This window comes from Chitinophaga rhizophila (assembly GCF_019492185.1).
Classification (GTDB): Bacteria; Bacteroidota; Bacteroidia; order Chitinophagales; family Chitinophagaceae; genus Chitinophaga; species Chitinophaga rhizophila.
This window is the reverse complement of sequence record NZ_JAICCF010000005.1, coordinates 523,328-545,302: the sequence shown is the minus strand read 5'-3', so window position 1 is coordinate 545,302 and position 21,975 is coordinate 523,328. Positions and strand designations below refer to the sequence as shown.

The following is a 21,975-nucleotide window of genomic DNA, read 5'->3' as shown; positions in this document are numbered from 1 at the left end:
TGTTTGATACAGAGCACAAACTATCTGCGAGTAGTTGCGTATTAACATCAGGTTCAGTTTGAAATTTATAACTTACTGTGAATAGTAAAGTGAGGATCCGGCATACTGAACAGCGTTAGTATTAACCATTGGTATGTCCCTCCCACGCCCTGTCATTTGAAATTTTTAACTATTTATTTGAAAATTATAATTTCCCTGGTATACCGTCTTGTTAACTTTGCTCCGGTGTGGAACATTGTTTGAGCACATCTTGTTTACAACAAAAAAACGATTGTCAATGAATACTACAGCAGTAAAAGCGTATGGCACTGAGGCTGCCGAAGCGCAGTTAGACCAGTTAGATATTAATCGCCGGGAAGTGACCCCTCATGATGTTGAGATAGACATCCTGTATTGTGGTGTTTGTCACTCCGATCTGCACACTGCGAGAAACGAATGGCACTTTACAGTGTACCCTTGTGTACCGGGCCATGAGATAGTGGGTAAGGTAGTAAAGGTGGGCGATCATGTGAGCAAGTTCAAGGTAGGTGACGTAGTAGGCGTTGGCTGTATGGTAGATTCCTGCCGTGAATGTGAGTATTGCAAAGAAGACCAGGAGCAGTATTGTGAGAAAGGAAATATTCAGACCTATAACTCACCGGATAAATTCCTGGGTACACAGACATTCGGCGGTTACTCAGAGAAGATTGTAGTGGATGAAAATTTCGTACTGCGCATTCCTGACAATCTGGACCCTGCGGCTACGGCCCCATTATTATGCGCTGGTATCACTACGTATTCTCCGCTACGGCACTGGAATGTAGGGCCTGGTAAGAAAGTGGGTATTGTTGGAATCGGCGGACTGGGACATATGGGTATTAAAATCGCAAAAGCGATGGGTGCGCATGTGGTTGCATTCACCACATCGGAGTCGAAGTTTAATGAAGCTAAGCGTCTGGGTGCAGATGAGGTAGTATTATCAAAAGATGAAAAGCAGATGGAAGCTTACCGCGGAAAACTGCATTTCATCCTGGATGCAGTTTCTGCTCAGCATGACATCAACGCGTACCTGAGCCTGCTGCGTGTAGATGGATCGCTGGCTTTAGTAGGCGCGCCTGAGCATCCGCTGCCGGTAGCTGCCTTCAGTGTGATCATGGGTAGGAAAAGCTTTGCTGGTTCTATGATCGGAGGTATTGCAGAAACACAGGAAATGCTTGACTTCTGTGGAGAGCATAACATTACTGCTGATATTGAAATGATCGACATACAGGAAATCAACACTGCGTATGACCGTCTGGTAAAAGGTGACGTGAAATACCGCTTTGTGATTGATATGGCATCCTTGAAAGCATAGTGACTGTTACAAATATCTTAAGACTATTACAGCACGCCGGAGATAAGCATGTCTCCGGCGTGCTGCTTTTATGGGCATTGCCTCGAGACAATCGTTGGCCTGTTACATTGACAGTTATCGGATAGTCAAAGTCAGTCAGGCACCTGTTAACATCCTGCAGAAACAGGTTTATTTACACGAATAGTTGTTTATGATATTTATTTCATTTAAACTTGTAATGAACTATTCTATTCTCATTAACTGACACACCCTCTTAGAATCATTACTACGAATAACCCGGTTTCTCCAGGTCATAATTTTACCATTCCCCTTTGCCAGCCTGCTACGTCCTGCTGTGATCATGCTATTTAATCAGCGTGGACATGTTATACCTATTTTCTAACAATCATAAACCTCAAAAAACAATCATGAGAAAATTGTGCTTTGCCCTATGTGCAATTATCATTGCCTGCTCAGGTCTCGCAGGTTGTACAAAAACAGATGAGCCTCATTCCGACCCTTCCTGTCTCCGGCTTACAAAAATCGTTGAATCCGGAGGAATTGAGTACATATTTGAGTACGACAGTTTAAACCGCCTTGCATACAGGTGGACGCACATGGAATATCCTGCACTGCCGCAGTACAAGTATGTGTATGACAACCAGGGACGCTTAAGTCAGATGATCATCGCTGGTTTTGATTTTGCTATTGGCGGCGGATTCAGTAAGTGGCATTTCTACTATTATGACAATCAGGGACGGATTGCAGGAGATACCTGTTATCTGGGGATGGACGGCATTATCGGTCCTGACAGGCCTATCTATACCAGCGGCATACCTATGCAGTATGTAACAGAGTATGACACCTTTCAGTATGATGCACAGAACAGGATAATATCAGAGACACATACCTACTTTGATGGAAGGACATTTACACGCGAATTTAGTTACAATGCAGCCGGTAACCGGATTGGTGGTGGATGGATGGGTGACTTTGAGTATGACAACAAAGTGAACTTTAACAGAACCGATCCTGTGCTACAGTTTCTGCACAGAGACTACAGTGTTAACAACCTGAAGATCGGCGACAGTTATAATGCTGAGGGACTACCACTTGTATTTCCCAGTAACGGGAAATTACACCCGCTTGGTAACGACTGGGGAATCGGAGGCTGCACATTAACCTATGCATGTAATCCAGGCAGAAACAGACCTTCACATCATTAATAGATCCGTTTACATATCCGGTAAACAGGCAGTATGAGGTGGGAGCTGCTTTCCAGGCCTTCGCTGTTCTGATGCGGTATTGCTACCACATCAACAAAGAAATTGAACTACCTATTTTCTAACAGATACAAATCATCAGATAGATCATGAGAAAACTGTGTTTTGCCCTATGTGCAATTATTACCTTATGCCTGAGCTTTACGGGCTGCATCAAGCGTGATGAGCCCCATCCTGCTCCGTCTTGCCTGAGGCTTACAAAGATTTCGGAATCCTCTGGGATAGATTATATTTTTGAATACGATAGTCAGAATCGGCTAGTCTATATGTGGACGCAGATGGAATATCCTGCGAGGCCCCAGTTTAAATATGTGTATGACAACCAGGGTCGCTTGAGTCAGATGATCATTGCAGGTGAAAATTTTGATCTGGGCGGAGGATTCAGCAAGTGGCATTTCTATTATTACGACAGTCAGGGGCGTATTGCCGGCGATACCTGTTATCTTGGTCAGGATGCGATCATCGGTGCTGACAGGCCAATTTATACAACGGCAATTCCAATGAAGTATGTAACAGAATATGACACCTTTGAGTATGATGCGCAGAACAGGATTATATCTGAAACACATACCTATTTTGATGAACAGACGTTTACCCGTAGTTATTCCTATAACACTGCAGGTAACAGGATTGCTGATTGGTGGACAGGAGAGTTACAATATGACGACAAGGTGAATTTTAACAGGACAGATCCTGTATTGCAGTTTTTGAACAGGGATTACAGCGTTAACAATCTGAAGACAGGCACGAGTTATAATTCTTATGGTTTGCCCGTTTCATTTCCTGCAAATGAGTATTTACACCCTTTTGGTAACTCGTGGGCTATCGGGGGCTGTACGTTCACCTATGCGTGTAATCCGGGCAGTCAGAAGCCCTCACATCATAAGTAAGTATTGTTGAAATTCCAGTTAATGAGAATAGTAAAGCGGAGACTTTGCCGGTTGTTATGTATATAGCAACCCACCAAAGTCTCCGCTTGTTTTTATCACGGACTGTTAGTTTACGCCGGTCCACCAATCCTGGAAGACTTGCTGGTCATTTCGCAGATCGACTATCTGTCCGATCATCGGCGTAGCCAGTGGCATATCTGCAATTGCTTTCAATCTTTTCAACGGTTCATCCCAGGGGTGATTACCCAGGGTAAATTTGGAAGAATGGACAGGGAGTAGTCTTTTAGCATTCAGGTCTTTGGCTGCCTGCAGGACTTCTTCCGGCTGCATATGGATATACTTCCATGCCAGGTCGTACTGGCCGTTTTCGAGGATGGCGAAGTCAATCGGACCAAACTTTTTACCTATTTCTGCGAAATGCGTATCGTAACCGCTATCGCCACCGATATAGATTTTCAGAGAAGGAGTTTGCAGGATGTAGGACTGCCATAGCGTGTTATTGCGGGACAGACTTCTGCCGGAGAAGTGGCGTGTGGGAGCGGTATGAGCAGAGAAGCCCTCACCGAGTTCGACATCCTGCCACCAATCGGTTTCTATGATCTGTGCGGGTGTGTAGCCCCATCTTTCGAGGTGTGCGCCTACACCGAGTCCGCAGATCACTTTGCCTACTTTATCTTTCAGTGCTACCATCGTCTTATAATCCAGGTGATCATAATGATCATGTGAGATGAACAGGTAGTCAATCACCGGAAAATCGTCAATACTGTAGATATCAGCGCCTTTAAAAGCTTTGGTGCCTACTGGTAAAGGAGATGCACTGCCGGAGAACACCGGATCAGCGAGGAAGCGCTTCCCTCCTGTCTGAATGTAATAGGATGAATGGCCGAACCAGATCAGCACGTCCTGATCGGGCTGGATAGCTGACAGATCAGTTTTTACGGAAGGTAAGGCGTCTATAGGACGCAGGCGTACACGCTTTTTAAACATAAAGTCGTACAGAACACCACTCATATTATAGCCTTCTGATAACTGAGGCGTGTGGTGAATATTCTGGAACTGTCCGTCTTTATAGTGCGGCGATTGTTTAATTAATTCAAGTCTTTTACCGGAAGGTTTTTCTCCGAACAGAGGATGTCTCATATACAATAATACAATGATTGTCAATAATAAAAAGAGGCCAAGAACTATCTTCAAGCTTTTGATAGCTACCCCGGTTAATTTCTTCATATATTACTATTGACGAATCTGATGGACAGATATTTTACCAAAGGAAAAATATTTCCGGGAAAGTATGGCAGCCATATGACTAACGGGTGTAGGAAGTGTATGGGAGCAACCGTTCGTAGCCGGATCGAGGTGCTGGGAGACGGTAAGGACGGCGACAGTTGGGCGCTACATTCAAGCAGGTTGCGTGTTGGAAGTGTTTATGACGCCGGGTATGTGAGTTTGGTTCAGGGAACTGAGCTATTAGGCTAAGAGGATATGATGGTCGGGGATAATGGGTCATTTTGGAGAATAACGTGTAGTGGCAGAGATGGGAAACATTTTATATCTTGTCAGACGGAAACTCGGACAAACCCATTTTAAACAGGCAGGTGCATACGAGCAGGTATGTTATCTTTTGTACGACCCGGATTTGCAGTAAAAATGTATCAGATTACCATGAAACCAATCTCCCTTCGGTATTGTAAGCCAGCTATGGCAGTTTTAGCAGGGCTTATAACCATGGCGTCCTGTGAAAAAGACAAGGACGGTATTGTTAATACACCAGCGTATCTACCCGCAGCCATCCATTTTCATGGCTTGCCGGCAGACAGTTTTACCTACAATAGTAAGCAGCAGCTGGAGCACCTGTATTACGATTACAGCAGCGCAACCGGGTATAATGCGTATTGTGTATTTGACTACAATGTGGCCGGTAAATGCGTGCGCGTCAGGTATTACAATACAAACGATCCTGTATTGGCAGACAAGGATACGCTTGTATATAACAATCAGGACTTTACTGTCTATACGGAGGATGATGACGACCCATTTGAGCTGGAGGATGGCCGCGCTTACAAAGTCAGCAACGACGGAATACTGCTGGCTGGCAGTAAAGACACGGTTCGTAGTTCTGAAAGGAAGCGTGTGAACTATATAGAGACAAGCTTCAACGGAGGTAATGCAGTTAGTACAACAATCGTGAGTTATCTGTATATGGCAGGGTCTAATTATGAGAGAAGTGACGTATCAACGCTGACGTACCGGTATGATGATCGTCCGAACGGGTTGCAACTATTGTTCAGGATTAACCCTTATGCCGGCTACCTGATGAACCATCATCATAGTGACGCACCGTTACTGGCGGGCGGCAGGAACAATCTTGCCGGACTGACATATGAGATCGTGAATACAACTTATACAGAGAAAACCGACTATACTGCTACTAACACCTATGATCCGGAGACAGGACTGGTAACGACGCAGGTAATGAAATCAGACAACCGCAATGACGATATCACTATTTCGTACCGTTATATTCCGCTGAAATAGATATTAATCTGTCCGACCACTTGCGGACAGCGGTACATCAGGCTCAGGTTACATACGAACAAGCAATTTCCACGATAAATAAGCAACATGCAACGATTATTTTCTTTCCTCACAGGCTTTTCCCTGTTTATGTCAACAGCAGGCAGCACTCCCCTATTTGCTCAAACGGGAAGTGCCTCAGCGGGAGCTACCTTTCAGAATCCATTACCAGTCGAATTTGGCGATCCTTATGTACTCAGGGATAAACATGGCAAGTACTATATGTACGGCACAGGAGGCGCTAAAAACGGGTTTGCCGCCTATTCCTCTGACGACCTGGTTCACTGGCAATCGGAAGGGCAGGTCTATTATGCAAGTAACGCTAACGGATGGAGTGATTCCACAGCAGCATGGGATGGCGCGTATTGGGCACCTGAAGTATATGAATACAAGGACCGGTATTATATGTTTTACAGCGCACAATGGAAGCACAATCCTACCCGTGAGCTGGAGAACTTCCGGATAGGTGTGGCAGTAGCTGACCGTCCGACAGGTCCGTTCACAGACCTGAATAATAAGCCGGTATTTGATCCGGGATATCCGGTGATTGACGCCAATGTCCTTTTTGATAAAGATGGCAAGATATACCTGTATTATTCCCGTTGCTGCTACAAACACCCGGTAGAAAGCGAAGTAGCCACCTGGGCAAAACAGCAGGGATGGTACGACAGTATAGAAGAAAGCTGGGTATACGGCGTAGCACTCCAGCCAGACTTCAGCGGCGTAATTGGCGAGCCGGTATTGCAACTTCGTCCGCCGGTAAAAATGGATGACAAACAAGCAGAATGGGAAAGCCGTTCGGTGACATCTAAGGAAGTGAACCGTCGGTGGACCGAAGGTTCTGTTGCTTTCCGCAAAGGTGATACTTACTATATGATGTACTCCTCCAATTACTTCGGTGGCAGGAACTATGCTGTAGGATATGCAACCGCGAAAAGTCCGTTGGGGCCTTACACAAAGGCAGCAAATAACCCCGTATTGGAAAAGAACGAAGAAAAGGGAGGTACAGTAACTGGTACAGGGCATAACAGTATAACATGGTCGCCAGACGGTAAAGAGATGTTGTGTGTGTATCATGCCCGTACCACCGGCACCGGCGATCAGCGGGTAGTATTCATTGACCGTATGAAGATTGGTAAGAATGGTAAGCTGACGGTAGAGGGACCTACTACAACGCCGCAGGCAGTGCCGGGTAAGAAGCGGTAAACTGAAATGCCGACTATTGGAAGCATACGGCTGCAATAGCCGTATGCTTCCAATAGTCTAGTAGCTTGCAGTAATCTAGGGGTATCTCTGTAACGAGACTTCGTACAACACGTGCATAATGTACGACCTTACTGCATGAAGCAGCTTTACAACAAACGGGGGTCAAGATAAGATTGAAGTCAGCCGATAAGATTAGCGAATGGCCTTGCGCCGAATCTTTCTATGAACTTTTTTATCAAATCTGCTTCTACCGCCCTGGGATCACCCTCGCCTATTGATTTCCAGCAAATGACCAATGACTGTGAAGCGGCAATCTGCCAGATGAAACGCCCACCCCAATGACCAACAGCTTTGCCATTGCCAAAGGCCAGATACTGTTTTATCCGGGATCTCAAAGTTGCCTGACCGTTGCCACCAGCCTTCCCGATATAGATAACAAGGGTGTCCATAATCCAGTTTTGTTTCAGCTGTTCAAGCGTCACATTCTGATCCCGCCCCTTAAAGAAACCGCCAGCTCCTTTAGGTAAGAAACGGATAGGGGTCGCGTCAAGATTTAGGACAAGATATACCCCCTTAGTTAATGGTAGCACCGAGGGCTCGGCAAGTAATGTTGCCATTGTCTTGAAGCCGGTAAATCCTGCTGCTTTGATGCTGTCCAGGCTGTTAAAATCGAGGGTCATGTTATGAACAATTAGATGCCAAGTCTTTACGCTAAGGGGCACCATCTAAAATAATGTATTCCTTGAAGTAATTGGCTGTCTGATGTACGTCGCGTTCCATAACTGATACATTTGAAAAGCTCTTCCTGCGTTCGTTGTAGTGCAAGCTATATAGGGCAAATACAATATATTTTTAAAAAATGTTGGCAGTTTGAATTATTTATATATCTTTGCAACCCGCAACTGAAGGACAGTTGCTTTGCCCAGATGGCGGAACTGGTAGACGCGCTAGACTCAAAATCTTGTTTCGGCAACGGAGTGCAGGTTCGATTCCTGTTCTGGGCACGTTGAAAATCAACAACTTACTAAGGTCACACAACAGTGTGGCCTTAGTAATTTCTACAAATTTGCCAGTAAAGTGATCACGCTCTAACAAAATGATCGTTTTACCCGGTACTGAATGTATTTAAAAGAGCTATTCTTCTTTCAAAGTTAACCAATTTGAATTAACGCTGCTTCCACCATACTTCCCTGAATTAAGATTAACTCGTGCCTCCTACCGCACAATCATAAACGCACACTAGATCAAGACCAAGAGTTGTGAAGCACAACAAATTTCCTAGTTTTGCAAAAGAAAGGATCAATACAGGACGGCTATTTAGCATTAGTAAATGCTATTACTGCCTGAGTTTATATAACAACACGGATCAAGTTGAAAACTTGGGGGATTTGTCGGGTCAAGCATAAATTTTTAAGCTCCTAAATAAATCTGAAAATTTCCATTTTTAGCTGTTATGATGAGTCACATTCCGCAACTAAGAGTCATTAGAAACAATGAATAATCATTGTTAAACAATTTTTCTTACACATTCAATAACTTCTAATGACACCTTATGCAAATTTGGGAGGAGATTCCGGTATTTCCTCTTATGAATCAGGAAGAACTTCAATAACCATTGAATTTAGTACTGGAGCGGTTTACCTATACGACTACAGTAAACCAGGAAGCCACCATGTAGAACAAATGAAATTATTGGCTGATGCTGGACAGGGATTAAACAGTTATATTGGCAGGAATGTAAGGTCCAACTATGCTGCAAAACTTAGATAATCCTTTATTTGAGCTGATTGAGTAGCGTTAATTTACTAATTATCAGAACTATCTGGTTCGAGAATCTACCACTACTGGGCACAAAAATAGCGGGGCTGACCAAAAAGTAAAAAGAGCTTTTAGGTCAGCCCCAATTTTTTAGAGCATTTTCTTGATTAGTTTAGTATTAAATGCGGTATTAAGGGGTTAGAAAAGGGGGAAAGGCGTTACTTTGACAGACTTTACTCTTAAGCAGCCGATAAAAAGACTTTCAGATGGAGTTTTCGCAGGTTATGAGCAATGGCTATCAGGCCAAATTCAGCCTTTACCTTTTGTTTGCCTCGTAAATGGAATCGTCTAAATCCCTGATTCTTTTTAATGTCTCCAAAGCAGGTTTCTACTTCTATACTCCTTTTTCGCTTCAATTCATCTCCCAGTTCACTTTTGAGATTGTCACGGGCTTGCTGCTTATAATGTTCAGGAGACTGATTGACTTTTATGGTGCGGTTAGAGTTTGATGTGCCTTTACAATCTTTTGCAAAAGGGCACCCCTGGCAACTTTCACACTCGTACAGCCGACTGAAACTAATATACCCATTTTTATTGCGATCTGTTTTGACATAGCGAAAGCGAAGCGCTTTATTATTAGGGCAGATGTAAGTATCGTTGGCCGCGTCATAAATGAAGTTTTCTTTACGGAAAGGGTTTTCAACGTATTTATGACTACGCTCTTTATGATACAATGGGAATTTTACATATGCGGCAATCTCCCTATCATCCATTATCTCATAGTTCTGCTGAGTACCGAATATGCTATCTGCTATAATAGCTGTTGGTTCATGTCCGCCATGTTGTTTAAATTGCTGAACGTGATCTTTAAAACATGCGCCATCATTATTTTTTTGATGTACACTATAACCAGTAATAAACTGATCCTCGCTGCCAATAAGTATGTTATATCCAGGTAATACTTCACCATTCTTCATCTTCATAGCTGTCGCATCCTCATCCGTTGCGCTATAACCGCTACGGCTACCACTGATCTGCTGCTGCCGTTCATATTTGTCTATACTATCCTGGTGAGCGGAAAGTTTTTTCTTTAAGGTTGTGGCCTTACGTTTTAGCCGTTTGGATGCTGCTGTCTCAATAACCTGATCAAGCTTGCTGGCTTGCATGGCTATTTGTTCCTTCGTAACAGCCTGTTTGTCTGTACCAGATTCTTCCAGGTCCTTATTGCCGTATTGACTTTGCTCAGTCTCATTAAGCTGGTCAATCTGTTTAAATAAATCCCTGCACTTTTGTTCGGTTGCGGCCTGATAGCGCTTAGCATTCTTGTTCCAGACCATTTTATGCCGATTGGCATCAGCTTCAAAGGTTGATCCATCACAGAAATAATGTTCAAACTTGATATACTCTTTAGTTAACAAGAAATCCAACATCTGCTTAAACAACTCTTCAATCGTTGTTTTGAGCACTCCACTGCGGAAATTATTAATCGTACGAAAATCTGGGCGATTATAAGCCACCAACCACATGAACGTAATATCTTGACGTAACGCCTTTGCTATCCGACGTCCAGTGTAGATTTTAACCGCGTAAGCATAGAGAAGTATCTTAATCATCATCCGGGGATGGTACGCACTTGTGCCTCCTCCCATATAGCTGTTAAGTATGGTAGTAAGATCCATACTGTCCACTATCCCATTTATAACACGGACAAGATGATGAGAGTCAATAAGTTCCTCCAAATTGGGAGGTAGTAACAAATTTTGGTTGGGCGAGTATTGTTTGAATACTTGTTTAGTCTTAGCTTTGGCCATAGTATTTTTGATGTGGTAATTAAAAATACTAATCGGCCCTCTTTCTGCAAAGAAAAGGGCCGACCTTTTTGGTCAGCCCCGCTATTTAATGATATTTTACTATCTCGCTAACTAATTGATTTTAAATTTAAAACAGGTTCGATTCGCGATTCAAGTATTACCGCTTAAGACAAGATAAGCCCAGTCATTGCACTTTGCAGTCCAAAATGGTTGAAACAATTTCACTAAAGGCATCAAACCAGCTAATGCACTTGCGATCAGCATACACTTGGATTTGCCCGGGCCATCCTTGATTACTTTTGGTTATCTGATGTCTATTTTTTAGCCACGTGGACACCTGCTTACTAAGGTTGACATTTCCTTCTGATCCGATTTCAAAACCTGTGATGAATGCAACTATTTGCTCTTTATCCAACCGATAAACATACATTAAGGGTCTTCTAAGAAAATGTATTATGACTTCCTTGTGTTCGGATCTCATTGGATTTGAGATGTTAGTAAGATTTATATTTTACAATTGCAATATTGGGAGGGCAATTAGATTATCTTCTAGAAACGCCCAGCGCCCTAAAGTTTGATGCTGGTATCAACATAGCCAGAATTTTTTATGGCGAAAATCTATCCTACTGGGACCGCCTGAACAGCCACCTACATCTTGGGCGTTTTTGTCGGCAGCATTATGTCCGATTATCCATTTTCCTATTTTACGATGCTTCATAATGACTCCGCAATCAATCATCTCTCCTACTTTTCCCGAAAGATTACCTACATTATGAATAACATAGATAGAATCTCCTTTAATCTTTACAAGCACGGTGGCTCCAAGTGATTTACCATGCCATTCTGAAGAAGCAACATGGTAAACATACGTGCCATTTTGGGGCTTCTGTGCATATATATTGCCATTACAAATAATACAAAGGAACAAGATGCCCAATATATGTTTCATGAATAATAGTAGTTTTTGAAAGCTGGTTATTCTATCACCAGTAAACGAGTGTAATAATAGAAATAGAATTTTTGCTTTGCGAAGGTATGATTGCGGCATGTTATTTCAAATAATCTAGCTTTCATAATTTAACTTATTAATAATCAGCACAAGTTGGTTCGATTTTATACCACTACTGGGCACAAAATGACCCTGTAATCAATTGATTTACAGAGTCATTTTAATTTATGCTTGTTAATTTTTCACAGGTTTTAATCCCTTTCTACCACTATTATTGACAGTCAATTGACAAGCAGCATGACAAGCAGAAATTGTCTTACTTAACAACAGATTCCCGTCCTAAGTGGTCAACCGGGAAATTACAGACATTATTACCACCAAACGAGCATTGGGCGCGTCCTAAATGGCAGACCTAAAAATGCAAAGAGGTCAGGACTGACACGTATGCAGGAATAATCTCTGAAAATTCTTCTCCCGCCTTTTTCACTCTTATTACTTATTTTTATTGGCTCTCCAATGAAGTAAATGAAAAAGAGTCTGCAAAAATTGCCAATACAACATTCGAAGCTAAGCAACTATTGAGCTGGCATGAGAACTTCCAGGCAAGAAAAAAGGGAAGAAGCTGCCGCCCTGATCAAACACCAATTATTTTCAATCCGGTAAATAAACTGCTTCCTTCGCCGTCCTACTATCTAACAATTACCACTCCGCTACAGGTAAAGGTTGTAAAAACGAAAGGTCGGGATGAACCGGAACTATTACAAATTCACAGCCTGTATCAGTTTGTACTTAACTGATCATAGCGCTTTTTTATTAATTGCCTGAAAGAACTATCCATCATTGGTATATTAAATCCTATCTCCTTCCGACGCTGACAGCTACATTTTTTGTCCAGTTTCCTATCATCCTTTTCTAGGATACTCTTTAAAGCAATTCTATTATTAACCATTTCCAGAACTTTCCATCTTAGAGAAATTGGTGCATGAAAATTATCCCATAAGTTGACGTTTGTATCAAAACATTCATCATGAAGGAACCTTGGAAGTGCTCCACGCATATAATTATTAATACTGTCGGCATAAGTAATTATTTGTTTCTGTCTACCTTTTATCCTGTCTATGCGAAGGCCGACGCTTACTGTTAAACATGTATCAATATCTTGCGCCAATGATACATACGCATTAAGCAGGAGAATTAGGAACAATGTTACTTTCATGTTATTTAATTTCTCTATTTTGATATATTACGCGCGTATTCCCATTACTATATTTAATTGTACTAGCGCCCAAGGTCCTCGCTGCCCGAACATTAGCATCGGATTCCTTATTTGCAGCATTTTCAGCAGCTATAATATTGCTGTTCATTGCATTCAAAGCGGGAACGCCAATATTATTATCTACGAAATCTCTTCGTTGATCAGCGTTCATTCCCGCCGCAGCATTGGAACTGGTAAATGTTGCTGTAGCATTCACTATAACCTGGTCTGCCTGCCCCGTAAAACTAGTTGAAATGCCGTCAATGTTCACCGAAATAGTGACAGGCGTTATCGCAGCTTCCAATAACTGATCCTTATGCCCTTCTTCATGTGCGTTAACTTCTCTCTCCAACCCTAAGTTCTGTTTTTCTATGTTTGTCTCCAGTGTTTGCCCTTTAAATGCAGCAGAAAGGCTAATTGTAAAGCTCAAAGAAATATCAATATTTGTACTTGATGCACTAGTTACATCAATACTGGTAAGAGTAGTACTTCCTAAATCACTCAATGCAACAGGATTCGCTGTCTTTGAATAATCATAAGTAACGTTTGGAATAATACTGTCACCTAATGGATCATTAAACCTGACAGGATTATTTTCCATAGAAGCATAAAGACTGTTAGCAGGATTAGGCCTCGGATCGATTTGCCAAAATCTTCCCAACTGCGGATCAAGAGTTCTTAATTTCGTTCCATATAACTCTAGTCCACTTCCGTCAGAAAACTCCTCATTTTGAATTTCTGAACCTTCATTGTACTTCAACTTATTTTTAAAAATTCCTGGGTTGATAGCGTCAATGCTAATTCCTGCCATCGTCAATCCAAACGGATAATAATGAGTTTGCTCCAATAACGGTCCACTAGTCAAGCCCAAAAGCATATTATCAAAGTAAACGTCTTGTTGACTCTCATTATTCGTGTAAACATATAAATAGCCACTTTTAACTACCTGCATCTTTCCCACTTTTAGCTCCTGTAATTCATCCGGGATTGATTTCACCTGCCTAACACCACTATTTTCCTCTACTAATTTAAAGTCATCATCAAACAAAACAAAACTTAAGTATGCTTTCGGACGATCTGACGGTCCATTGTCTGCTTCCTTCTCTCTTAAACGTTGATAGGTATTTCTATAAAAGTCAGCATTGAATGGTGTACCGTTAGAAAGCACCGCATCATGTGCCTCACTTTCTCCAGCACTTCCTCCAAAAGCCTGTACTAAACCCGCCAGTATATCTTCTACTGGTGCCTTCTGACCATTATCCTTTGGTCCGTCAGACTTATAAAAAGCACGAGCACTGATCTGAACAGTATCTCCTGCCATTACCCTTAACACCAGCGAAGGTCCGATCTTCTTTCCTTCAGCTTTACCATTTAACCTAGCTACTGATTTATTCTCTGAGGTAGTCTCATCTAAGGGATAACCTGATGGCTTCTCTACCCGCGTCTCTTCAATATTGCTGAATAATGCTGTCTCGGTTGCCGCAGCACTACTCTCCATAGTTGCTGCATACATGGTAAAGTCGGTCTGATCCGTCAATACTGTTCGCACATTACCCAAATGGTCCTTCTCAAAATAATCGTATGCATATCCTACAGGATTACCTCTTTTATACACTGGTCTTATACGCCCCTCTTCATGATTGATCAATTCAAGGCTATCCCGCTTATAAACAAATATCCCGTCGTAATCTATCACTGTTGTCTTTGCCACACTTCCGATGTTATCCACTACCGTCTTAGATAATTTATTACCCATAGCATCATATAAATAGGTAATCGTACCTTTTCCTGCCATAGTAATTACTGAGGGTAAGTTCAGATGATTATAAGTAATTGATGATATACGCTTATTCAAATCTGCAATCATATTACCATTAGCATCATAAGCGTAATCTTTCACGGAGGTATTACCATCTATGAAATCGCCGAGCTGCGCTGACTTTGTAATAGATGAGTCTATATCCCGAACACCCAATAATCTGTTACTATTTGACGGATATGTGTAGATCAAACTATCGATCGTCTTACTAGCTGTACCAACCATACCCTTCTGTAACATGGTTTTGATGTTACCATTGGCATCATAACTCAGGTTGCTCACAGAAAAGTCCTTTGCTCCCTGTGCCCAGCTGGCTCCGTTTCGTTGGGTAAAATAAGCGCCCGTCAACCGATTTGCCCTGTCGTAATTATAACCGTATGCAAAAGCGCTGTCTGCACGTGTCTTCCACTTTACTCCCGCTATGTTACCGTTGAGCTGAGCAGCCGTAAAGCCATAATCGTAACTCAGTTCCTGACCAAACCAGTTACTGGTCACATTACCACTATTGACAAAGTTCTTGTTAATGCCCTGTAACCATCCACGGATATTATATGTATAGTTTAATGTATCCAACATCGCCCCCGAGGCGGTCACTCCCAAGCGTTTAAGACGCAGCTGACCTAGCTCATTATAGCTGTTAGCTGCTACCATCCTTTCCTGACTGACATCATCATTTAAACGCTTCTTAACCGTCAATAACCGCCCACCATGGTCATATGTCATAATTGTCAGTAGTGTAGTCTGAGGTATTGTACTTTTGGGATTCTGATGACGCAGGTAGGTTCCTAAAACAAGGCCTTTGTAACTGTACAACGTTGACATAACATCTTTTCCTCCGAGGTTGTTCTCGGCTACTACTTGCACAGTACGTCCTTTATCATTGTAATAAGTAGTAGTTGTAAGCCATTTATCCGTTCCCAACACCCTTACCTTTGTACCTGTTACCAGGCCGTTTGTCATAGTTGTAACTGGCCTTCTATCAGGATAAAGTGTATCTGCGGCCTGTAGTTTAGTAGTATCAGCTCCTACAAATGCAAGCTTACCTGCATAATCATACTTATCATAAAAAGTGTACGTCAACGGCATTAGCGATGATGCTGGGATATCTGGTAACGGATTACTGGCAGTAATGGAGATTGTCTCCCCAGCTGACGGATTAATCTCCGCCACTAGCTCTGTGCCTGTGCCACTATCAAAGCCCTCCAGCAGTGATATGCTCTTCGTAGCTGTATATAAGTCATTGCCCTCATGCGCATAAACATATAAATCCTCCTTCCCGGGAGCTGTATAGGCCACCGACTTTGAACCAGCGACTGCATTCATTCGTTTCTGTAAGGAATCCGCAGAAATAGTATTCTTGTATATCCCGGTCATAGTGGGGCGATTCAATTCATCATAAAAGGTCACCAGCCACTCCATGGGTGACTTTGAACGTTGAACTGAATCCTGGATAAATACTAACCGGTCACGGTTATCGTAAACCATAAAAACACGACCCGATCCCGGTATCCGCTTCACAATCATTCTTTGGCGACCATCATATTGATACTGATAACATAAACCAGTATCTACTGCTGTAGTTACAGTCCAATTAATCTTAATCGACTCAACACCTTGGGGAGGAATAACGTATCGCAGATTGCCCAGGTCATCATAGACGTAATAGGTACATAACCATCCATACGCCCCGGCAGCTGGAGCATCTGCTATCTGAACCTTTTTTAAGACAACATGCCCATCTTTGTCTTTATACTCGACTACCTGGTTCTGTTGTTCATCAATACTCACGGTCTTGTATAACTGACCTGCACTATAATACCCGGTACTAGTAGGTAATCCATATCCTATATTCCATAATCTTACAGAGTCAGTTGCCAAATTCACCAGGTAACGGGCCTCAACTGGCTTGCCTGACCAGCTATTCCCCGGCGCATATGTTTTCAAAATCCTGTTTAAAGGGGAAGCTTCAAAGTCTGTTTTACTATAAAAGATGTTTTCTCCGATAACTCCCGGGTTCAACACGCCGTTCTTATAGAAATTACTTTGTGTCGTAAATGGATCAGTTTTAAACCTTCCATCGGCAGACGACTGATCTGCATAGGGCAAGTATTGATATTGCTGTCGTCCAAATTCATCATATACCTCCGTTTGTACCAGGTCCTTACCATTGGCAGTAATTCCTTTAGCCACTGTTTGTATGGGTCTTCCCAAGCCGTCCAGATATTGAGTTGTTTGCTTCACTTCTCTCACCTTTCTGGCAGCGGCCTTTACTGCTGCCGTATCACTTAATGGCATATCTGGATCCCAGGTCCTGACATAGTTAATATTAGTATTGGTATAAGATGATGGTAACGGAACTGCAGTAGCGGTGCTACGTACTCCTCCCGGCTTTTGTGCAAAAAGGACAGATGATAATAATAGGGTTGAAACTAAGGCAATTCCACGCAGTACACTAAATTTCATAGAGGGACTTACTTACATTATAATTGTCGGCTAATATTACAGGCAGTTTTACTTAACTATTCTACTATAACAGGTATATTGAAACAAACACTATGGTACTGTTATTAAAAGCTCTACAAATATACAAAACCAATTTACCTCTCCAAAGCGTAATATAAAATTCGCAAATGGACTCTTAGTAATAGCCGTCACATAGCAGAATGGATATTAACTTACTAATTATCAATACTACCTGGTTCGAGAATGATCCACTACTGGGCACAAAAATAGAAATCCGCTCTAGTAGCGGATTTTCTATTTTAAATAAGTTTTATGGTATTTTAATTCATTCATATTCAATCTATAATTGGTTCGATCTCTATCCTTTGTATTCGTTCCCAAACTCCTGTAGAAAGTGTTCCTACTTACTAACGCTGTTCCCCAAAAGATAATGCTTATTTCAGGAACAAATGTGCTATTTTGTAAACGCAAAGGCAAACAATTGAATATTAATGGGAAGCCGCGTAAACTATACTATTAAAAGTAAAGATGGACTTAGAATTTATCAAGATCGATGGGCTGCCAGTCGTGTTCCATACGATCTGTATCTCGGAGAAAATGCATTCTTAGAATATGTAAAGGAATGTACCATCACAGAACACTTAAGTGAACATGGATGGATGGAAGGATTTGTCATTGCTGATATTGAGAAGAAACTACTCGGATTTTGGTCTTGGGAACTTGAGCATGAAACCTCAGTGTTACATTACTTCCTTGCTGCATTGAAGAAAAAATGGCCCGGTTGGCAATTAATGCACTTAGCCAACTACATGTACGATGCTGAGAAGCTTATTGGGATTAAGTACACTTCAGCTCAAATAATCCCAAAGTATACCTCTCCGACTGTTGATGTGATGTTGAATGATGAAATCGATGATGGCTATCCACACGCATTATTCATTATCAGACAAAATGAGAGTATTTATGTCATTGAGACAATGACTGTACAGTTGGAGCACGTTATTTGTTACGGAGAGACATCAATTAATATATTGCTGGAAAAGCCATCAATACCATTACCTGTAGAAGGCGAAACGCGTTCATCATACCACATGGTCATTGATGTAGACAATAAGCTGCTGATCGTAAATAATAGCATATTGGGCATATGGGAAACAATGGCCCATAAATGGCCAGGTTTTAACCTGAAAATGGGCTGCATTGGCTATCTGGCAATGTTGAAAGAAGCGAACATACACACCGCCGGTCTGGAAATGTCAGAAAAGAAAATCATAGGAGCTTTTACTGAGATGATTACCGGTAAACATTAGAGTAAATAACGTCCTGTGGAATATTACTAGAAAAAGGTTGTTCTTGATCCGAAAATCTATAGAAAGGCTGTGATTTAACGCCAAATTACTTTCACTACTTTTCATGGCGGCAGCGATTTAATTTACTAATAATCAAGAGCACTTGGTTCCGGGTAGAGCGGTTCGTTACCTCCCCGCTCCCCCACAGACCTATACGAGCGGCTTTCCCGCAATTAACATGGTCTCTTTTGGGTAAAGGGTCAGTCCGTATTTACTTAATCGTTTCGGTAAAACTGCCATCACTCGTAATGCATCTTCCTTGTTGGTAAACCCAAGAGGAAAGTCATCCGCAAAACGGATCATAAAGCTGTCATCCTTCAGTAATCGCCGGATGCGATCTTTGAACCAGGTATCAAGTACATAGTGCAGGTAAATGTTACTCAGTTACGGGGATATGCTACCTCCCTGAGGAGTACCTTTCGTGGGATACATGACCTGACCATTTTCAAGTATACCTGCCTTCAACCACTTGTCTATCATTTTCCTTGTCACACCATCTTTTATCTTTAGGTTAAGGAACTTACGCAGGCAGCCGTGGTTGATGCTACCAAAGTAGTTTTGCATGTCTGCGTCTATAATTTAACTCATCCGGTTCATGCTCACTACTCTGGACAGTTCTTCTACTGCCTGGTGTTGGGATTTGCCCGGCCTAAATTCATACGATTCACGATAGAATATCTCTTCATATATCGGCGTCAGGACGCGCGTTGCAGCCGTCTGCAACAGCTTATCTTCTACTGTAGGAAGAACTAACGGACGCAGCTTTCCATCTCCTTTAGATATAAATACCGCCGGATGTTGGGTGTACGATACTTTCCGCTCCTAAAAGCCATCAATAACTCGGGATTCTCTCATTTCTTTGTTTATTGTAATCAGTCCATTTCTCGCCATCTACGCCGCTTGCTCCCTTCTTATTCAGGGAATCGAAGCAGTCATGCAATAGGCTGCTGTCAATAAAATCATGCAGGTTAGTCAGCGCATCTCCCGGATACTTCCTTGCCCGGGCCGCTATCTGCATCTCTACGGTTAACACCTCGTTCATGTCTCTGGTACATTTAGTTTTACTAAAATGCTAGTTCCGTAAACAGACATCCTCCTTTCCTACTAAGTAGCTTTCATAGAGGTGATTTCCCACACTTCTAACGGTACTATGAGGATGCTAAGACTGCCTTCGTCCTTCTCCTTACCTTCAATTTCTCTCGGTTCGGATACCTCCCGATATCGCCATTTCTTTACACTTACAAGGTGACGATACAAACCTTGTAAGCCTGGATTATTCTTGTTCGGTCAATCCCATAAACCGACTTCCGTTTGGAGACGTTAGGCTCTCCCGTGTTCCCGTATCACCCCAGTCTGCCTTTGATATGTTCTCAGACCCCGGTCGAATCGCCCCCACTCCTCTATAACGCAGGTTTGATGTTGCTTTAGCCTTACGAACAACTAAAGCTTCGACATACAGGAACACTTCAAGGCGCAGGTAGCATACCTTCGGCAGTCGCTGTCTACGCTTCGTGCCATCATATCTGACGACTACGCAAGACTCGCTTCCGATGGTTGACTAGACCTTGTCGGACAGGATTGGTTAACTGTCGGGTAATTTCGAGGTGTTTCATCTAAAAAAATCCTCCCCTCACGGACTTTGCACAGCGCAGTCGAGATTGCTTCGCTACTAGGCACTGAAAATAGTAAAGCCGCTCTTCGACCGGCTTTACTATTTTAAACTGTTCCTACACTTTTTAAGTGTATCATATTCAAATCTGAATTGGTTCTGTAAGAGGTGTAAGAACCCATTATGTCCAATATGACATGACTGTTATTGAGGGGATAATTAATACCCTGCCAAAGCATTTTAAAGCTATACATACGCTTAGTACCTCTACTCCTTCGGACATTTCAATTATTACCATCAAATTCGATATATGAAAGCAACAATTATACAAATTGAATGTACATGTTCTGCCTCTCCGACGCAATACGAAGGCATATTAGAGGACGGGAGGATGTTCTATTTCCGATTTAGGTGGGGCAAGCTTTCAATTTCTGAATCGAGCAACCCAACAGAAGAAATAGATGATGCTATTGTCGGAACGGTCATTTTAGAAGATGAAACCAGTGACCAATGGAACGGGGCGTTATCAACAGAATAAGTGGTGTCATACTTGTCTTCAGTTTATACCCTATCCCCAGAAATTATTAAACGTATACATACAACGACCAGAATGTAAGAGTCCCGTTTCTAATAACTAGCATCAACAGGTTGGTAAACTTAGTGTTACCAGGCGCTAATAGGCTTGTATATTATTAATTGACAAGCCTATTTTCATGCTAGATATGTCAGTTTTTTCAATTCTTGCATTGTGAGAAAATAGTTCCTGTCAGCTTCACCTTCTCTCTTGCCCGAGAAATTCCAGTATTATCGCATTAACCTCCTGTGGATTTTCTTCGAAAAGATAATGTCCGGTTAAGGGGAGATGTACCAACTTATAATTTTCGGCTATCAAAGGCAATGAGTACTGATAATAACCATATGAAACGTTGCTGGCAATACCCAATACCGGCATTTTTAGTTGCTGGTAAGTTTTTGCATGTTCAATATCTTCATTGAAGGCCTGGTACCAGGCATTTGAGGCGCGTATTCGCTCAGGCGAGTCATATACAGCAGCATAAATTTCTCTTTCAAAGTCAGACATTTGGGAATCGTCTGTCATTACGTAACGAAAAAGCCAGTCCAGCAGGTAGCGATATCTCCCAGCCAGTAATTTCTCCGGAAGCTCTTTCACCTGATTGAAACCCATCCACCAGGTATATGGACGCTGGTTGTCAATCTTATCCCCAAAGGTTCCCTTTGCAGGCATAAGCGGCATCTGCATCATCCCTTCGTTTGGGTGCAGACCGTCTGCCAGCAGCAATCGTGATACTACATCTGGGAAATTAAAAGCCAGGCTGCAAGCTACCATACCACCTATATCATGTCCGATCACATTTACCGGTCCCAATTCAAGCTGTAAGATCAATTCGTAAATGTCTGTCGCCATCGTTTTCTTATCATACCCAGTTAATGGCGCAGCTGAACTGCCCATACCGCGGATGTCTACAACTATAACCCTGAAGTATTTGGCTAATTCCGGTGCTATTCTGTGAAAAGAATACCAAGTTTGCGGCCATCCTGGAAGGCAGATCAATGCAGGACCATGTCCGCCATCAACATAGTGCAGTTCTGTTCCGTTGACTGTTACCATATGATTAGTGAAGCCATCCCACTGTTTGATCAGTTGGTCATCTTTATATATTTCTTCCATATAAATT

18 protein-coding genes and 1 tRNA gene are annotated in these 21,975 nt (G+C 42.3%); 9 read left to right on the top strand and 10 right to left on the bottom strand.

The window, feature by feature from the left end:
• Positions 1 to 277: 277 nt before the first annotated feature.
• From K1Y79_RS26520 to K1Y79_RS26510, 3 genes are all read left to right on the top strand, one after another.
• Entirely contained in the window at positions 278 to 1,333 is a 1,056-nt protein-coding gene (locus K1Y79_RS26520; protein WP_220253234.1) for an NAD(P)-dependent alcohol dehydrogenase, read from the top strand.
• A 407-nt stretch (positions 1,334 to 1,740) separates the two neighbouring features.
• Entirely contained in the window at positions 1,741 to 2,538 is a 798-nt protein-coding gene (locus K1Y79_RS26515; protein ID WP_220253233.1) for a hypothetical protein, read from the top strand.
• A 335-nt stretch (positions 2,539 to 2,873) separates the two neighbouring features.
• On the top strand, positions 2,874 to 3,485 hold the full coding sequence (locus K1Y79_RS26510) for a hypothetical protein (protein ID WP_220253232.1): 612 nt from the start codon (positions 2,874 to 2,876) through the stop codon (positions 3,483 to 3,485).
• Between the two features lie 105 nt (positions 3,486 to 3,590).
• Here K1Y79_RS26510 and K1Y79_RS26505 read toward each other — a convergent pair whose 3' ends face one another.
• On the bottom strand, positions 3,591 to 4,625 hold the full coding sequence (locus tag K1Y79_RS26505) for an MBL fold metallo-hydrolase (RefSeq protein ID WP_236059855.1): 1,035 nt from the start codon (positions 4,623 to 4,625) through the stop codon (positions 3,591 to 3,593).
• 522 nt (positions 4,626 to 5,147) lie between these two features.
• On the opposite strand from K1Y79_RS26505, the gene K1Y79_RS26500 reads away from it, so the two are divergent.
• Positions 5,148 to 6,020 (top strand): hypothetical protein, encoded by an 873-nt coding sequence (locus K1Y79_RS26500; RefSeq protein ID WP_220253230.1) that lies wholly within the window; start codon positions 5,148 to 5,150, stop codon positions 6,018 to 6,020.
• A gap of 87 nt (positions 6,021 to 6,107) precedes the next feature.
• The gene (locus tag K1Y79_RS26495) at positions 6,108 to 7,265 is read left to right on the top strand and encodes a glycoside hydrolase family 43 protein (protein WP_220253229.1); all 1,158 of its coding nucleotides are present in this window, start codon (positions 6,108 to 6,110) and stop codon (positions 7,263 to 7,265) included.
• Positions 7,266 to 7,444: 179 nt separating this feature from the next.
• On the opposite strand, the gene K1Y79_RS26490 is transcribed toward K1Y79_RS26495, so the two are convergent.
• Positions 7,445 to 7,945 (bottom strand): hypothetical protein, encoded by a 501-nt coding sequence (locus K1Y79_RS26490; RefSeq protein WP_220253228.1) that lies wholly within the window; start codon positions 7,943 to 7,945, stop codon positions 7,445 to 7,447.
• A 240-nt stretch (positions 7,946 to 8,185) separates the two neighbouring features.
• Between K1Y79_RS26490 and K1Y79_RS26485 the strand changes: the two genes are divergently transcribed.
• Both K1Y79_RS26485 and K1Y79_RS26480 read left to right on the top strand, forming a co-directional pair.
• A tRNA-Leu gene (locus K1Y79_RS26485) sits at positions 8,186 to 8,269 on the top strand.
• 538 nt (positions 8,270 to 8,807) lie between these two features.
• Positions 8,808 to 9,035, top strand: a complete 228-nt coding sequence (locus K1Y79_RS26480; RefSeq protein WP_220253227.1) for a hypothetical protein — start codon at positions 8,808 to 8,810, stop codon at positions 9,033 to 9,035.
• Positions 9,036 to 9,262: 227 nt separating this feature from the next.
• Here the strand turns inward: K1Y79_RS26480 and K1Y79_RS26475 are convergent, their stop codons facing one another.
• From K1Y79_RS26475 to K1Y79_RS26460, 4 genes are all read right to left on the bottom strand, one after another.
• The gene (locus tag K1Y79_RS26475) at positions 9,263 to 10,834 is read right to left on the bottom strand and encodes an IS1182 family transposase (RefSeq protein WP_220253226.1); all 1,572 of its coding nucleotides are present in this window, start codon (positions 10,832 to 10,834) and stop codon (positions 9,263 to 9,265) included.
• Between the two features lie 586 nt (positions 10,835 to 11,420).
• Complete coding sequence (locus K1Y79_RS26470; RefSeq protein WP_220253225.1) at positions 11,421 to 11,783, bottom strand: hypothetical protein; 363 nt, start codon at positions 11,781 to 11,783, stop codon at positions 11,421 to 11,423.
• Positions 11,784 to 12,561: 778 nt separating this feature from the next.
• The gene (locus tag K1Y79_RS26465; RefSeq protein WP_220253224.1) at positions 12,562 to 12,999 is read right to left on the bottom strand and encodes a hypothetical protein; all 438 of its coding nucleotides are present in this window, start codon (positions 12,997 to 12,999) and stop codon (positions 12,562 to 12,564) included.
• A 1-nt stretch (position 13,000) separates the two neighbouring features.
• Entirely contained in the window at positions 13,001 to 17,320 is a 4,320-nt protein-coding gene (locus K1Y79_RS26460; protein ID WP_220253223.1) for a DUF6443 domain-containing protein, read from the bottom strand.
• A 491-nt stretch (positions 17,321 to 17,811) separates the two neighbouring features.
• On the opposite strand from K1Y79_RS26460, the gene K1Y79_RS26455 reads away from it, so the two are divergent.
• Positions 17,812 to 18,630: a hypothetical protein gene (locus K1Y79_RS26455; RefSeq protein ID WP_220253222.1), complete on the top strand. Its 819-nt coding sequence runs from the start codon at positions 17,812 to 17,814 to the stop codon at positions 18,628 to 18,630.
• A gap of 423 nt (positions 18,631 to 19,053) precedes the next feature.
• Here the strand turns inward: K1Y79_RS26455 and K1Y79_RS26450 are convergent, their stop codons facing one another.
• The 3 genes from K1Y79_RS26450 to K1Y79_RS26440 all read right to left on the bottom strand — a co-directional run bounded on the left by K1Y79_RS26450 (position 19,054) and on the right by K1Y79_RS26440 (position 19,711).
• Complete coding sequence (locus K1Y79_RS26450) at positions 19,054 to 19,233, bottom strand: hypothetical protein (RefSeq protein ID WP_220253221.1); 180 nt, start codon at positions 19,231 to 19,233, stop codon at positions 19,054 to 19,056.
• A 15-nt stretch (positions 19,234 to 19,248) separates the two neighbouring features.
• The gene (locus K1Y79_RS29610; protein ID WP_394370784.1) at positions 19,249 to 19,392 is read right to left on the bottom strand and encodes a hypothetical protein; all 144 of its coding nucleotides are present in this window, start codon (positions 19,390 to 19,392) and stop codon (positions 19,249 to 19,251) included.
• A 109-nt stretch (positions 19,393 to 19,501) separates the two neighbouring features.
• The gene (locus K1Y79_RS26440; RefSeq protein ID WP_220253220.1) at positions 19,502 to 19,711 is read right to left on the bottom strand and encodes a hypothetical protein; all 210 of its coding nucleotides are present in this window, start codon (positions 19,709 to 19,711) and stop codon (positions 19,502 to 19,504) included.
• An 877-nt stretch (positions 19,712 to 20,588) separates the two neighbouring features.
• Here K1Y79_RS26440 and K1Y79_RS26435 point away from each other — a divergent pair.
• Positions 20,589 to 20,816 carry a hypothetical protein gene (locus K1Y79_RS26435; protein WP_220253219.1) on the top strand — a complete coding sequence of 76 codons (228 nt, stop codon included), beginning with the start codon at positions 20,589 to 20,591 and terminating at the stop codon, positions 20,814 to 20,816.
• 234 nt (positions 20,817 to 21,050) lie between these two features.
• Here the strand turns inward: K1Y79_RS26435 and K1Y79_RS26430 are convergent, their stop codons facing one another.
• The gene (locus tag K1Y79_RS26430; protein WP_220253218.1) at positions 21,051 to 21,968 is read right to left on the bottom strand and encodes an alpha/beta fold hydrolase; all 918 of its coding nucleotides are present in this window, start codon (positions 21,966 to 21,968) and stop codon (positions 21,051 to 21,053) included.
• Positions 21,969 to 21,975 lie beyond the last annotated feature (7 nt).

Bases quoted from the DNA above. Each gene is read 5' to 3' on its own strand.
- K1Y79_RS26520 (WP_220253234.1), top strand. From the start codon at position 278: ATGAATACTACAGCAGTAAAAGCGTATGGCACTGAGGCTGCCGAAGCG.
- K1Y79_RS26515 (WP_220253233.1), top strand. From the start codon at position 1,741: ATGAGAAAATTGTGCTTTGCCCTATGTGCAATTATCATTGCCTGCTCA.
- K1Y79_RS26510 (WP_220253232.1), top strand. From the start codon at position 2,874: ATGGAATATCCTGCGAGGCCCCAGTTTAAATATGTGTATGACAACCAG.
- K1Y79_RS26505 (WP_236059855.1), bottom strand. From the start codon at position 4,625: ATGAGACATCCTCTGTTCGGAGAAAAACCTTCCGGTAAAAGACTTGAA.
- K1Y79_RS26500 (WP_220253230.1), top strand. From the start codon at position 5,148: ATGAAACCAATCTCCCTTCGGTATTGTAAGCCAGCTATGGCAGTTTTA.
- K1Y79_RS26495 (WP_220253229.1), top strand. From the start codon at position 6,108: ATGCAACGATTATTTTCTTTCCTCACAGGCTTTTCCCTGTTTATGTCA.
- K1Y79_RS26490 (WP_220253228.1), bottom strand. From the start codon at position 7,945: ATGACCCTCGATTTTAACAGCCTGGACAGCATCAAAGCAGCAGGATTT.
- K1Y79_RS26480 (WP_220253227.1), top strand. From the start codon at position 8,808: ATGACACCTTATGCAAATTTGGGAGGAGATTCCGGTATTTCCTCTTAT.
- K1Y79_RS26475 (WP_220253226.1), bottom strand. From the start codon at position 10,834: ATGGCCAAAGCTAAGACTAAACAAGTATTCAAACAATACTCGCCCAAC.
- K1Y79_RS26470 (WP_220253225.1), bottom strand. From the start codon at position 11,783: ATGAAACATATATTGGGCATCTTGTTCCTTTGTATTATTTGTAATGGC.
- K1Y79_RS26465 (WP_220253224.1), bottom strand. From the start codon at position 12,999: ATGAAAGTAACATTGTTCCTAATTCTCCTGCTTAATGCGTATGTATCA.
- K1Y79_RS26460 (WP_220253223.1), bottom strand. From the start codon at position 17,320: ATGAAATTTAGTGTACTGCGTGGAATTGCCTTAGTTTCAACCCTATTA.
- K1Y79_RS26455 (WP_220253222.1), top strand. From the start codon at position 17,812: ATGGGAAGCCGCGTAAACTATACTATTAAAAGTAAAGATGGACTTAGA.
- K1Y79_RS26450 (WP_220253221.1), bottom strand. From the start codon at position 19,233: ATGCAAAACTACTTTGGTAGCATCAACCACGGCTGCCTGCGTAAGTTC.
- K1Y79_RS26440 (WP_220253220.1), bottom strand. From the start codon at position 19,711: ATGAACGAGGTGTTAACCGTAGAGATGCAGATAGCGGCCCGGGCAAGG.
- K1Y79_RS26435 (WP_220253219.1), top strand. From the start codon at position 20,589: ATGAAAGCAACAATTATACAAATTGAATGTACATGTTCTGCCTCTCCG.
- K1Y79_RS26430 (WP_220253218.1), bottom strand. From the start codon at position 21,968: ATGGAAGAAATATATAAAGATGACCAACTGATCAAACAGTGGGATGGC.